Genomic DNA, 13,864 nt, shown 5'->3' on the forward strand with positions numbered 1-13,864 from the left:
AAAGAGTGTGATAATAATTCTCATTATCATTGTAAAAGAAATACGCAGATGCTGCAATATCCTCCGCACCCGCGGCAGCACGGGAGCGGAGACGGCAGTCTCTGCGCAAGGTCAATTCAGGACAGCTGCTGCGCCAGCAATGCGTTGTCGTACAATCGCGCCGATGGAAATGAGATCCTCCAAGTCTTTGCCCATATTATCGATTTTTTTGACAATATGGGCAACGAGACGAAGCTTGGGCTCGATCAGTACATTCCGGGAATGCAGGTCGCCCTCCGCAAACAGCCGCGGGTGACGCCTATTTGTGCCTGCGGACCAGGCCGCAACTCGGTTAGCCGCGCGTGTACACATCGGCAGGCGTGAGCTCGTTAAGCAGCCGTTCCCCCGCGCGATACCGTCGGGCATTCTCCGCTATGATGGCAATGGAGCGCTCCGTCCGATCGTATACCGGCGGCGTACAATGCGGGGTAATCAAGGTGCGCGGCGCATCCCACAACGGATGGCTGGGCGGCAGCGGCTCCTGGGAGAAGGTATCCAGCCCCGCTCCCGCCAAACGCGCTTCGCGAAGCGCGCAGAGCAGCGCCGCCTCGTCGACGATTGCGCCCCGTGCCAGATTAATCAAAAAAGCTGTCGGTTTCATCAGCGCCAGTTCGCGCGCCCCAATCAAATGATGAGTCGCATCAGAAAGCGGTACGGCCACAATGGCAAAATCGCACTCGCGCAATAACGAATCCAACTGCTCTCCGCGTTCAGCGCAGTACATCCGATCCACCGCCTCTGGGCAATCGGCTGCCCTGCGCCTGTAGCCGTGAACGCGCATGCCGCAAGCCTTGGCGCGCAGCGCCAATTCGCGGCCGATATTTCCCATCCCAATGATGCCCACCGTCTGGCCGTACAGACCGCGCAGCTTTTCCTGCCCCGGAAAGCCCCAGAGGTGCGCACGCTGGGCATCGAGAAACGATGGGTATTGAAACGTCAGCGCAAGCATGAAAAACAAAGCGTGATCCGCCAAGGCCGGCGCCGAACGACCGGCAGAGCCGCTGACCAACAAGCCGCGCTCGAATACCTCCGGGCGCGCCGAATTATTCAGTCCCGCATGATCGCAATGTATCCAGCGCAGACGCGGAGCGTTCCAGTAGCGCTCATCCAGATCGGATGCCAGTATCGCAACGTCCGCCAAGCGGAGTGCCTCCGCAATGCCGGCTGCATCATTTGGACGCAATTGAATAAAGCGCGCCTCCGCGAATACGTCGCGCAACCGTTGCAATTGCTCGGCCTTGAACCCGACCGTGCTCAAAACCGTCTGTATCTCGTTCACTTCACTTCCCTCCTCATCCCTCCAGGCATGCTGCGCCGTTACCAGTCCCTAACCGAGCCGTCCGTCGCGTCGAGCATGGGCAATACGACACGGCGCGGCGGACGGGCCGCCGCCTCCGCTTCGGCGAACGAGATGCCCAGTCCCGGTCCGTGCAGCGGCAATGCGTAGCCGTCCCTTACCTCGGGATAGGGCGCGGCGATCGCGGCATCCAGTTCGTCCGGATTTTTTCCGGAGATCGGGAGCTCCAGCAACGCAATATTTGGCAAGGCCAGCGATGCGTGCAAGCTGGCCGCCGTTCCTAGCGCTCCCCAATTGTTGTGCGGCACCAGATTGACATAATACGTTTCGGCCATAGCCGCAATTTTTCGCATTTCCGTCAAGCCGCCGCACCAACAGATGTCCGGCCTCAGGTAATCGACATAGCCGTGCTCCAGCAGCTCCCGGTATTCGTACTTGCTATGTCCGCGCTCCCCCGTCGCAAGCGGGATGCTGGTGTACGGTCTGAGTCGTTGATAGGCCTTCGGGTTCTCATGTCGAATCGGATCTTCAATGTACAGCGGACGGAATCGCTCCACGTTCCTCGCCAGCATCACCGCGTAATCGGGGTCGTAGCGACCATGGCATTCGATGATCAGATCGACCTCGTCGCCTACTGCGGCCCGAATTGCTTCCGTATATTCCACCTGTTGCAGGACCGCCCTTTTGTGATCGTGAAGGTCCAGTTCGTCCCAGTCGTGGAAGGCACGATATCGAATAGCGGTAATGCCCCGCTCCGCCAGTTTTTTGGCGTTGGCCGCAATCTCCGCGGCCGTCTTGCCGGCGACAGCTCCATACACCCTTACCTTATCGCGCGCCAGACCGCCCAGCAGCTGATAGACCGGCACGCCGAGCGCCTTGCCCTTTATATCCCAGAGAGCCAGATCGATGGCCGCGAGCGCGGAGCCGGTTACCGGTCCGCCGCGCGCGAACAACCGGCGGAAGCATGCCTGCCACAAATATTCGATGCGTCGCGGATCTTGTCCGATTACATAAGGCTTCAAATCTTCGATCATGCCCGTTACGGCATTCGGGGAGAAGTTCGTTCCTTCTCCGTACCCGACGAGCCCCTCGTCCGTCTCAATTTTGACGAAAACACCGCTCGTATGAATTACCGTGACAGCAATAATTTTCATTGGCCGGACCTGAACGTGCGGTACAAGGCGCTGTGATCCTCCCGCCCGTAGCCGTGCTCAATCAGGCGCTCCAACCGCTCAAGCATGGGGAGTGTCAGACTGAGATCGGCCCCGATTCCGCGTCCGGCGGCAACGGCATTGCGCAGGTCTTTGGCATGCAGCTCAACCCGGAAGCCCGGCTGATAGGTTTCTCGGCTAAGCGCGTCCATTTTGGTCTCCATGACCCGGCTGCCGGCCAGTCCGCCCCGGATCGCTTCGTGGACGAGGGAGAGATCCAGACCGGCTTGTCGAGCAAAGGCCATTCCCTCGGACAGCGCCGCAATATTAACGGCGACAATCATCTGATTAATTAGCTTTACCGTATTGCCGGCGCCGACTTCGCCGACACGGGTAATCGAGGTCCCCATCTTTTCCAGCACCGGTCTGACCCGCGCGTAGACATCCTCCGGTCCACCTATCATGATCGCCAACTTTGCTTCCATCGCGCCGATCTCTCCGCCGCTCACCGGCGCGTCGAAATAATATGCGCCGCGTTCGTGGAGCGCGTCGGCAACCTTGCGAGATACGGCCGGGTCAATCGAGCTGGTATCGACGACGATCTTCCCCCTGCTGATACCTTCCAATATGCCCGACGCGCCGAGCGCGACCTCCTCCACCTGCGGCGAATCCGGCAGCATCGTGACGACGAGGTCCGTCGCCTCCGCCACCCGGCGCGAGTCCGGACACGCCGTTGCGCCCAGCGCAACCAGCTCTTCCACAGCGGCCTCGCTGCGATTGTATACATACAGCTCGTATCCCGCTTGCAGCAGATGTTTGGCCATTGGCTTGCCCATGATGCCCAATCCGATGAACCCGATTTTCATTTCTTTTCCTCCGCTCTGCCGCCCCGGCACTCCCGGTCAGCGACTGATTTTGATCGCTTCGAACAACTCCAGACGGTCCAGCTTGATGGTCAGGACGCCAGCGCGGTACTCGAACTCGCGCTCCGCTTCGGCAACGAGGCTGTATACCGATTGCGGGGCCGCCTCGTACGCGAAGCCGACCTCCAGACCGGACAAAGCCGCCGGCGCAAAAAACGTCACGCCGAAATGACCGGTGCCATTGACAAGCTGCAGTAATGTCGCGTCCCGGCTCTGCTGCTCGAAAAGCGTCGCCTCGACCATCGGCGGCAGACTGCCTCGCAGCCGCGGCACACCTGCGACATGCTCCAGCAGATCGGCGGCAAAATCGCTCGTGTTGGTATAACCGTGCCGATAGAAATGCTCACCCGGCTTCCATGGAATATAAATGCCCTGGCCGCTTCCGTAACGATGAACCGTAAAGCCGGGATGCTCAGTAACCTGCGTATAATAACAGCGCTCTGGCGGACCGAACCTATGCGGCGGGACCAGTCTAAAATACCGCTTAGTCTCGTCGCGGTACGCCGCAAATACGTAATCGGTATCCAGGTAGATCAAATCGGTGTCGACAAACCGTGGAAAGCGCTCCTTGCAATCCAGCTTGAAATACGAGGCGCGGTTGTCCGCGCGCAACGACAAGATGTCGTGCATGCCCATAGAGGCAAACGGAGGCCCGGTGCGCGCTTCGCCACATTCATTCTCAAAGCCGCTTGCGCATGTGGAAACGAGCGTTCCCCCGGCAGCGGCATACGCATCCAGTCGGCTCACCACCTCGTCGCTTAGCTGCCGCACATCTGGCACGAGGATCGCTTTGTACTTGTCCCACGGTCGCTGCAGCGCCTGCGGGACAAGCAAGACGTCGAACAGGAAATGATGCTCCGTCAGCACCCGATACCAGCCGCGGAATTCTGCCTGATCGGCAACCGGCGCATTCAGCAGTGCGACCTCCGCCCGCGATTCAAGATTCACATATTGCTCGCCGTGCGTCGCGTGGTAGCGAAACATCTCCTTGATGCCCGCGAATCCGGAGCGATCCTCGTGATTGTCCAGCCGCCCGATCAAATAATAATCGAGCCCGCCTCCGTTCGCCAGCGCCTGCGCGAGCCTGAGCTGCTGCTGCGCCGGCGATACTGCTACATGGCGATGGGAAAAATCGAGAAAATCGACCGTCGTATTGCTCGATACCATGCTCGGATACGTGCCGACCGCCCATTTCGTATTTTCCGAAGCGCTGTACGGCCAGCGCGGCAACGGACGATCCAGCGCCGTATTCGACTCCTGGCGAATCATGCCTTCCTGCAGACGCAGACAATTGGCAATGCAAATGTCGGGGCGAGCCTTCAATATGACGTCCGTTATTTTATCCTCGTACGCCGCCAAGGTGCTCGCCTGAAACTGCCGGTAGTAACGAAATGCCGGATCCCGCAGATCTTCTTCCTTCGGCAAGTCCAAGCCGTACGCCTTCGCAAACGCGCGCCGGCAGCTATCGCAATGGCAGATGCCGTAATACCGGTAGCTATAATCCGTTACCTGGTAGCCGCCCATATTAAAGAAAATGCCGTCGACGTCCAGTTCAGTAATAGCCTCTTTGATAATTTCGGGCGCACATCGCTGCTGATACTCCCCGTTGAGACAGACGTGCACGTCGCCGTTGTAGTCGACAATCACTCCGTCCGGGCTTTTGTATGCCCATTCGGGATGCTGCTCGTACAACGGTCTGCGCACTTTAGAGAAATCGGTACGCGCGATCACCCGAATATCCGCACGGTGACAGGCGGCGATTATCTCCTCCAGGCTGTCCCCGGTCAAGTACGAGCTTTGGAAATGATAAGGCAGCTTCGTCGGATAGCTGGCGATGATGCCGGCCGTATTAATCATCGCCACATTGGCGTTAAATGCTTGCAAGTCGGCAACGTAGCGCTCGGCATCTATATCCCGCATGTCAATTTCCCGCAAATTCGTTTGAATTTGGCGCCATGGGCGATTCCTCCACCATTGTTGGGACTGGCTCATGCCCGCTCTCCTCCTTCAGCTTGTTGCTTGACCATATACAATTTTCACAGCCTCAAGCTGCTCGAGACGCGGAATTCGGATTCGGATCATACTGTCATTCTCCTCTTCGACCGGGTATGCTTCCCCGGTCATCAGGCTGCGTGCTTCACGCACCCCGCCCTCGACCGGCAGCGTTAGCTCCAGGTCGTGCATTGTGATTGGCGCATAGTAGCTGGTCCCGAAGTGTCCGGACCCGTTCACCAGATGCAACAGATCCGAGCCATCGTCCTCATTGCGATGCAACGTCACCTCCACCATCGGCGACAGATTGCCTCGCACCGGATCCAGACCGGCTAGCTCCTCAAGGACGTCGGCGACCAATCGGATTGTATTCGTATGCCCGTGCGCCGTGAACTGCTTGCCCGGCTCCCAGGGGAAATAAATTCCCTTGCCCTTTCCGTACGCATGGACCGTGACACCGGGATGATCCGTTTCGATCGTGTAGTAACAACGCTCCGGCGGTCCGTAATGATGCGGCGGAATGAGCTTCAAATACTTTTCGACTCGCTCATTGTAGTCCGCATATACATACGTGCCGTGGACATAGCACAAGTCATTGTCGTGAAAGCGAGGGAACGCGTCCTTGCGGTCGACCTTTAAATACGCCGCGACCATCCCCGTCCTGACCTGCTTATAACGCGTGATGCCGAGACATTCGAGCGCGGGCTGTTCGCGCAGCTCGAGATCGTCTCCCCGGAACCCTGCCTTGGACACGGCAATCACCGTCCCGCCGGATTGGGCAAATTCGTCCAGCTTGCGGCACAGCGCGTCGCCAAGCTGTTCATATTCGTGCACGATCACCGCCTTATAGCGGTCGAACGGCACCGTCTCGGCAGCGCCTTTCGAAAACGAATCGAACAGATAATGATTTTCCGCCAGGAACCGGAACCACCCCTGATATTCCCACTCGGCATTGGTTCGCGGATGCGGATTGTTCATGAGAATCGCAATATCCGCCTTGGACGTCAAATTCGCGTATTCCTGCTCATGCGCCGCGTGGTAATGGTACCATTGCTTGATGCTGTCGTAAGCCGACCGATCCGCTTTGTTGTCGACGCGACCGATAATGTAATAGCACATGCCACCGCCGTTGGCCAGGTTTTGGGCTTGGCGCAAGCTTTGCTGATGCGGCGATACGGCGACGTGACGGTATTCGATTCCGACAAAGTCGGCGCTCGAATTCACTGAAAGCATCGGGTAATGCGACGCCTTGGCATGCTTGGTATTGTCCGAGCCGCTATACTGCCAATTGGGGAGCGGCAAATAAATCTCTGCATGGGACTCCCCTCTTGTCAAGGCACCCTGTGCCTTATTGTTGGCAACGAGGATATTCGTACGAATTCCCGATACAAAATCGTACACCTGGCGCTCGTATACCCTGGATGTCTCCTGTTTGAAAAGCAGGTATTTGCGGTATACCGGATCATTCATGTCCTCGACGAGCGGTAGGTCGAGGGCGTACATCGCCGCGAATCGCGTGCGACAGTTGTCGCATTGGCAAATTCCGTGATGGTTGTTGCTGTAGTCAATGGTCTGGTATCCGCCCGCATTGAAGAAGATGCCGTCGAAGTCCAGCAGATCCAGTGTCTCCTTCATGATTTCGAACGCATGTCGCTGCTGATATTGACTATTGAAGCATACGTGGACGTCGCCGTTGTAATCCACGATGCTCCCCTCGTTTGAAATATAGGCCCACTCTGGATGCAACTCGTAGATCGGACGGCGCACCTTGGAGAAGTCCGTACGAGCCAGCACCGCAATATCCGCACGATGGCAGGCCTCAATGATCGTTTCCAGACTGTCTCCTTGCAAATAGGGGTTCTGGAAGTGATACGGATGCGTCGTCGGGTAGTTGGCCACAATGCCGGACGAATTGATCAGCACCGAAGTCGCTTTGAACGACTTGAGGTCGGCGACGATCCGCTCGGCGTCAATATCGAGCCAATCGATTTCGCGCAGATTGGTCTGCAATTGCCGCCACGGTCTTTTGAACCACCACTGTTCTTCATTGTTTTTGCCCTTCACAATCGTTCGTTGCATAGGTTCGCTCACTCCTTATTCGCATGAGTAACAACATCCATTACATAGTACGGCTGGCGAGACAAGGTGTCGTCGAGTCCCGGCAACTGCCAGGCGCGTGCATCCGGGCCGGCCAACTCGAAAAAGTAGAGCAGTCCGTATGGGGAATCCGTATATGCCCCCGGAATGACGCCTTCATAAACCGTTTCTTCCGCCCGTCGGTCCATGACGAGTATTTTATACGACTCGGCCTGATTGACATGCCGATAGAACAGCCGGACGGTCGCCACCGCATCGGCTCTGTCCGTCAGCGTCAAACGCAGTACGGCCGGCTGCCCTCGGACAAGGCTGGCTTGCGGCAGGTGCGACGCAATTGGACGCGTACGCAGATCGCACGCGCTCAGCCAATCGGCTACGCCGCGCTCCCCGGCGAGCGTGTCTTCGCCTTCTCGCTCCGCGGCTATACGCGCCACAGCCTCGATATCCTCATCGATGGCAGCGATTCGGTCGGACCAATGGCCCCGGGAATAGGGCGTGTGTCCAAACGTCAGGTCTCTATGGTAGACATCCTTGGAGGCGGATACGATGGCTTGCCAGGCGTCGCGCGCCGCGCGGTAATGCGCCAGCGTCTCCGTCAGCAGCCGCTTTCCGCCGGCTCGTTCGTAGATTGCGAAGGCAAGTCCGGCGCGATACTTGTCCGCAAAAAACCTCCCCAGCCCGGCCATGATGCGCACGTCGACGGCCAATCTCATGAATTCCGAGTCTTGCGAATCAATTGTCAGACGCTCGGCCTGCTCCAGCGCCAGCAGTGCCTGCTCGGCCATCGTCTGCAAACGATCGGCAATTTCGGAGGGCGTCAGCTTGCCGCAGCTACGCCCGGCAATGAGATCGTCGGCGAATTCATCGATCCGGTACACCTGCACGGGATCGAGCGGGCTTGCGTTCCCAAAGGTATACGGCGGCTCCATGTCAAAATCCGCATTAGCGGGCCATCCCGAAGCGGCGTACGGATTATCCGCCTTCTCAGATCCGCGCACAAGCGGAATGTTCGTGTACATTTCCGGCCAATACACGTTATTAGCCACTGAAGGCGCGTGCACCAGAGTCACAAACGGTAAGATTCGCGTCGCTTGCGCCAATGCCCGTTCGCAAGCGTCGGCGGCGCTGCCGTACACATTGCGCAAGTACCTGCGCCACTCATCCGGGTCTGCAACGGGATTGTAAGCCAGTCTGCCCCACAGCCGGTAGGCGTAGCAGTACTTGGTCCAATCGCGCAGTCCCAGCTTCAATCGCTCGGCGGTATACACCTCTCGGCCGCCCGCTCGGCCCGAGCCCTTCTTCCCCTTGAACGAAAGCGGATCGAACCATTCCACTCCCTCTGAACCTTGAAACCCTGCGTAACGTCCGATTCCCGCTGCCTGCTCGGGGTCCCCCCACATCAGGACGCGCTGCGTTCCCGGCCAGATCCGGTGAATGATGGCATAGGAACGTCCCTCCCGCATAAAATCGGCATAGCCGTAACGGGTGTAGCTTCGCTTGGACGTCACCGCCATGCCGCCCGCCCCGGCGTCATGATGACCCGTGCTCGGTGCGCGACCGAACTCCTTCTCCCGAATCGAGGCTTGATGATAGGCCGGCCCCATATGCTCCGCCCAATATTTGGTAGACAGCATTAGCCGCTTCCCCGTGCCGCCCACCAGTTCGATCAATTGTTCGCCCACGCCCTTTGCGTGAAAATCGATCTCGAGCAATTGTTCGGCCTCGCCGACTCGCTCAAGCACGACAGTCCAGAATTGATGCGTCGGCTCAGGCACGCCGCCCTCAAAATGCACGCGAAACGTCAAGCCGCGAATGCCCGGACACTCGCGGAGCAGCAGAGCCAGCGCGTCCCGACAATACGCGGCATGACAATGCGGATCGAGGCCCACGACGCTGTGCGTCCCTTCTGTCGCCCGGGGGCCGTAGTCGTAGGCATGGTTCCACAGACCAAGTCGAAAATCCAGGCCGCGCGTCTCGGCTGCAGCGGCAATGTAACGGAGTGTCTCGAGATTCAACGCGCGCTCTTCCTCCGCTAGCCCGACTACTCGGACGTCGTAGCCGGGAACGGCCAGCACAAAGGGATAAAAAAAGCAAAAATACGAATCCGGCACGACACGGTCGATCAAATAATCGTAACCGGTCCCGACGCCAAGCGTAAATCGGTTGAAACGATGCGTCGCCAGCTCCGTCAAATATTCGTCCCAGAAGCTTCGATCGTAAAACCAGGGCTTGTCCTCCGGCTCGCTCGTAAACAAACGGGTCACGCTCCGCACGATGTTGGCCGGACGTTCGCTTCGCTGCCGGACGGCCGCCAGCGCTTCGAGCGGACGCTCCGCGTGCCTGGCGACATCGGTCAGCTCGAGAATGGCGTACATCAGCCCGCGCGCGTCGCGTCCGACCAGCGACAGCGTCGTTGCGCCCCGCTCCTCGAAGCGAAGGATTGCGAACGAATCCGCTTCCGAAGGAACGTCTTGCCCCGCGCGCGCCGCGGCGTCTTGCCCATCCGCGCCCTCCAGCACAATTGTCAGAGCTGCTGCGGCATTCCCCTCGCACGATTCGACCGCCGCCTCATATCGTCTGACCTTAAGCTGTCCCTCCAGCAGCACCCGTTCCAAACATTCGGCTGCCCATCGAGGCTGCGGCTCTGCGCCAAACGCGCCGCGCCGCGCATCGATAATTGCCGCATCCAGATTTGCTGCTCCCACGCCTCATCCTCCTTAATCCGGTCGAATCCGCTCCCCGCCAGCCGTTCGACGAGGAGCGGACCCGGCGCTATGATTTCCAGTTTTTGTCGTATTCGGTCTGCATCATCTTAATATAGTCGCTCAGCCCCATCGACTCCAGCTCGGACAAGTATTTTTCCCAATCGCTGTCGAGCTTGCGGTTGCCGACAATAAAATCGGCGGTCGATGCCTGGACGTGGCGATTGACTTCATTTCTCAGCTCGTTGAATCGGGCCGCGTCGTCAGGGCCGAAGAAGAACGGCGGCACCATCGTGCCCGGCTCCGTGAACGCGTCGTACTCTACCGCCGCATTATATAGCGAAGTCTCCATGTCGTATTGCCCTTCCGGGTAACGCTCTCGCGCATCGGATCCGAACGGCGTATAGACGTGATTGGCGCCGTCCCAATGCGAGCTGTGCTGCTGCTCGGTCGTTGCAGAATCGATTGTTCTGTACATTGCCTGACCCCCGTTGGCCGCGACCTTTCCTTGCTCGGGCTCCTCCCAATCTACCCCGGGCACACCGTAACGATTGCGCATCGCGGTTTCGGGCTTATACATGAAGTCGAGCCACTTCATGACCAGATCCTTGTTTTTACCGCTGGCCGGGATGACGAACTTCACCGCATTGACGGCGCCGTATTCGTTGAAGTATGCATACTGGAAGCCGTCCGGCCCCTGAATTGGCGGTACAATCTCGTATTTCATTTTGGTTTCGTCGTTGACTCCGTATTCGATGCCGCCCGGGAAGGCGCCGACCGTATTGCCGTCGCTTAGTTCGATCAGTTGGTTCAATTGGTTTGTATCGTTGGTAAAAGAAGAAGGATCGATCAAGCCTTCGCTGTACAGCTTGTTCAAGTATGTCAGGCCTTCCTTCCATTCCTCCGTTACAAAGGCGGCATGGATGACGTCGTCCTTTACGTAAAGGTCGTTATCGTCCTTGTACGTGAACGCATTCAAAATGAAATCATGCACCTCCGTAAACCAACCGCGAGGCGAGCCGGTCAACGGAATTTCATCGCTTGGATCGCCGTTGCCGTTCACATCCTGCTCCTTGACCGCCTTCAAATACTGATACAGCTCCTCGGTCGTCTCGGGAACGGACATATTCAGCGCCGCAAGGAACTCTTCATTCACCCAGAAGCGCATGGAACGATCGCAGTTGTAGCAATTGCCAACCTTGTGCAGCGCGTAAATGTTGCCGTCCGGCGCAGTGGTCGCTTGCTTCATATTCGGATTCTCCTCAAACATCTCGTTGATGTAAAACCCGTTTTTCTCAATCAAATCATTCAGCGGAGCAAATATGCCCTGCGAGCCGTAGTTGGCGATCATGGCGTTATCCATTTCGAAGTCCGCCTCGTCAAAACCCATGATCAGATCGCCCACATCGCCGCCGGACGACAACTCCAGATTGAGCTTTTGTCCCGCATCGGCAGAAGGATAAAAGTTCCATTCGATATGGACGTTCGTTTGGTCCTCTAGCCATGTCGTCAGCTCGTTTTCCCCGTATTCGTAGGATAGAATATTGGAAGATCGAGGGACGGTGATTTTGATCGTCGTTTTTTCGTCGACCAGTGGAAGCTCGCCGGGCGCAGATAGGTTCAGCGACGTTTCGTCGCCTCCGTTTTGATTTTCCGATCCTCCCGTGCAACCGCTCACGACGATGGCGCAGCACAACAGCAAACTTAGCGCGATGCTATACGTTCTTTTCTTTTTCAAGCTTGCTCGCTCCCTTTTTGAGGTTTTGGGTCTTACTTGCTCTTCCTGCTTTTACGCTTGCATAGACGGGTTCAGCCTTTTATTGAACCGATCATCACCCCTTTCACAAAGTGTTTTTGCACGAATGGATACACGAGCCAGATCGGCAGGCTGGCTACAATAATGATGGAATATTTCAGTAGCTCGGCTAAGCCTTGCTTCACTTGCATTTGCTGTGCATCGGTCACGATGGCCGGATCGATTTCGTTTTGCACGAGAATGTCGCGCAGCACGATTTGGAGCGGAAACAGATCGGGGCTTTTCAAATACAAAAACGCGTTGAAGTACGAATTCCAATGGAACACCCCGTAGAACAACACCATGACCGCCGTAATCGCTTTCGACAAAGGCAGCACGATGCTCCACATGAAACGGAAATGCGAGCAGCCGTCCATGGCAGCCGCCTCGTACAACTCCTGGCTAATCGTCGTCTGATAGAAGGTTCTGGCAATAATGACATTCCAGATGGACAGCGCCGCCGGCAACAGCATCGCCCATCGCGTATCGATCATGCCCAGGTTTTTAATCAGCAAGTAATTCGGAATCAATCCGCCGTGAAAAAGCATCGTAAAGGCGAAAATGTACATGATCACGTTGCGGCCGACCATGGTTTTACGCGATAGCGGGTACGCTGCAAGGATCGTCAGCACGACATTGATGAGCGTGCCGGCCGCCGTATAGAAAAGAGTGTTGCCGTACCCGATCATAATGCGCGGGTCCTTGAACACGGCGACGTAACCCTCCAGGGAAAAATCGACCGGCCACAAAAACACCTTCCCGGAAATGACGGCTACGCGATCGCTCAAAGAAGCGCTGATGATATAGACCAGCGGATACAGCACAAGCAGGAACGCCACGATTAAAAACAGGTCGTTTACCCAATAAAACGTTTTGTCCGATCGGGTCAATCTCACTTTCGTATCTTTCATCCCGTTCCCTCCCTTTACCACAAACTGGTGTCGCCCGTTTTTTTGGCGATCTGATTGACTGACATAATGAGAATCAGGTTGATAAGCGAATTGAACAAGCCGATTGCAGTCGCATAAGAATAGTCAGGCGAACTCGAAGCCAGGCTCACCGCATACACGTACGTCGTAATGATTTCGGACGAACCGATATTTAACGGATTTTGCATCAAAAAGATTTTCTCGAAGCCGATGCTCATGATATTGCCGGAATTTAAAATAAGCAGCGTCACGATGGTCGGCATGATGCCGGGAAGATCAACGTATCGAATGCGCTGTAGCCGATTGGCGCCGTCAATTGTTGCCGCTTCGTGGAGATCCGGGTTGACGCCGGCGAGTGCGGCCAAATAAATAATGGTGCCCCACCCGGTGGTCTGCCAGATCCCCGACCAGACGTAGACGTGCTTGAACCAGCCCGGCTCCCCCATAAAATTCACGGCATCCAAGCCGACCAGGCCGAGCAGCATATTGACGATGCCGATTCGGGGATTCAAAAATTGCAGGATCATGCCGACCATAACGACCGTTGAGATGAAATACGGCATGTAAGTGACGAATTGAACCGTCAATTTCATCCGCGTCCGAAGCGTGGCGTTCAGAGCCAGCGCCAAAATAATCGGCAGCGGAAAGCCCGCCAGGAGCTCGTACATACTGATGAAAATTGTATTTTTCAGAACGGTCCAAAACTGATGGGAATGAAAAAATTTAATGAAATGATCGATGCCCGTCCATGGGCTTCCGGTAATGCCCTCCATAATTTTAAAATCCTTAAACGCCAACTGCAGCCCATACATCGGAAAGTACTGAAACAGCACCACCCACGCAACGGGCAGCATGACCAGCACATACAGTTGATAGTCCAAACGCATTTGTCGCCATTTCTTGATCCAATCCGATTGTTGACTTGCTTGCATCTGATTC

The 13,864-nt window shown here is 56.7% G+C and carries 9 protein-coding genes and 1 pseudogene; all 10 read right to left on the reverse strand.

Annotated features, from left to right (window positions below; translation table 11 throughout):
* Window positions 1-153: 153 nt before the first annotated feature.
* A pseudogene (locus IDH44_RS26360) lies at window positions 154-297 on the reverse strand (RNA polymerase subunit sigma-70); the annotation flags it as partial.
* A gap of 34 nt (window positions 298-331) precedes the next feature.
* Entirely contained in the window at window positions 332-1,318 is a 987-nt protein-coding gene (locus IDH44_RS02945) for a D-2-hydroxyacid dehydrogenase (protein WP_190914543.1), read from the reverse strand.
* Between the two features lie 38 nt (window positions 1,319-1,356).
* Entirely contained in the window at window positions 1,357-2,490 is a 1,134-nt protein-coding gene (gene dgoD / locus IDH44_RS02950; RefSeq protein WP_190914544.1) for a galactonate dehydratase, read from the reverse strand.
* The gene (locus IDH44_RS02955) at window positions 2,487-3,353 is read right to left on the reverse strand and encodes a 2-hydroxy-3-oxopropionate reductase (RefSeq protein WP_190914546.1); all 867 of its coding nucleotides are present in this window, start codon (window positions 3,351-3,353) and stop codon (window positions 2,487-2,489) included. Before IDH44_RS02955 ends, dgoD begins: the two co-directional genes overlap by 4 nt.
* Window positions 3,354-3,389: 36 nt before the next feature.
* Window positions 3,390-5,402, reverse strand: a complete 2,013-nt coding sequence (locus tag IDH44_RS02960; protein WP_190914548.1) for a beta-galactosidase trimerization domain-containing protein — start codon at window positions 5,400-5,402, stop codon at window positions 3,390-3,392.
* 15 nt (window positions 5,403-5,417) lie between these two features.
* On the reverse strand, window positions 5,418-7,481 hold the full coding sequence (locus IDH44_RS02965) for a beta-galactosidase (RefSeq protein WP_190914550.1): 2,064 nt from the start codon (window positions 7,479-7,481) through the stop codon (window positions 5,418-5,420).
* 8 nt (window positions 7,482-7,489) lie between these two features.
* Window positions 7,490-10,204: a hypothetical protein gene (locus IDH44_RS02970; protein WP_190914552.1), complete on the reverse strand. Its 2,715-nt coding sequence runs from the start codon at window positions 10,202-10,204 to the stop codon at window positions 7,490-7,492.
* Window positions 10,205-10,271: 67 nt separating this feature from the next.
* Entirely contained in the window at window positions 10,272-11,939 is a 1,668-nt protein-coding gene (locus IDH44_RS02975; protein ID WP_190914554.1) for an extracellular solute-binding protein, read from the reverse strand.
* Window positions 11,940-12,010: 71 nt separating this feature from the next.
* Window positions 12,011-12,907, reverse strand: coding sequence for a carbohydrate ABC transporter permease (locus IDH44_RS02980; protein WP_190914556.1), 897 nt, complete (start codon window positions 12,905-12,907; stop codon window positions 12,011-12,013).
* 14 nt (window positions 12,908-12,921) lie between these two features.
* The gene (locus IDH44_RS02985; RefSeq protein ID WP_190914558.1) at window positions 12,922-13,857 is read right to left on the reverse strand and encodes an ABC transporter permease; all 936 of its coding nucleotides are present in this window, start codon (window positions 13,855-13,857) and stop codon (window positions 12,922-12,924) included.
* Window positions 13,858-13,864: the final 7 nt, after the last annotated feature.

The organism is Paenibacillus sabuli, from assembly GCF_014705605.1.
Taxonomy (GTDB): Bacteria; Bacillota; Bacilli; order Paenibacillales; family Paenibacillaceae; genus Paenibacillus_D; species Paenibacillus_D sabuli.

Coding starts and splice junctions, on each gene's coding strand:
- dgoD (WP_190914544.1), bottom strand. CDS start 2,490: ATGAAAATTATTGCTGTCACGGTAATTCATACGAGCGGTGTTTTCGTC.
- IDH44_RS02955 (WP_190914546.1), bottom strand. CDS start 3,353: ATGAAAATCGGGTTCATCGGATTGGGCATCATGGGCAAGCCAATGGCC.
- IDH44_RS02960 (WP_190914548.1), bottom strand. CDS start 5,402: ATGAGCCAGTCCCAACAATGGTGGAGGAATCGCCCATGGCGCCAAATT.
- IDH44_RS02965 (WP_190914550.1), bottom strand. CDS start 7,481: ATGCAACGAACGATTGTGAAGGGCAAAAACAATGAAGAACAGTGGTGG.
- IDH44_RS02980 (WP_190914556.1), bottom strand. CDS start 12,907: ATGAAAGATACGAAAGTGAGATTGACCCGATCGGACAAAACGTTTTAT.
- IDH44_RS02985 (WP_190914558.1), bottom strand. CDS start 13,857: ATGCAAGCAAGTCAACAATCGGATTGGATCAAGAAATGGCGACAAATG.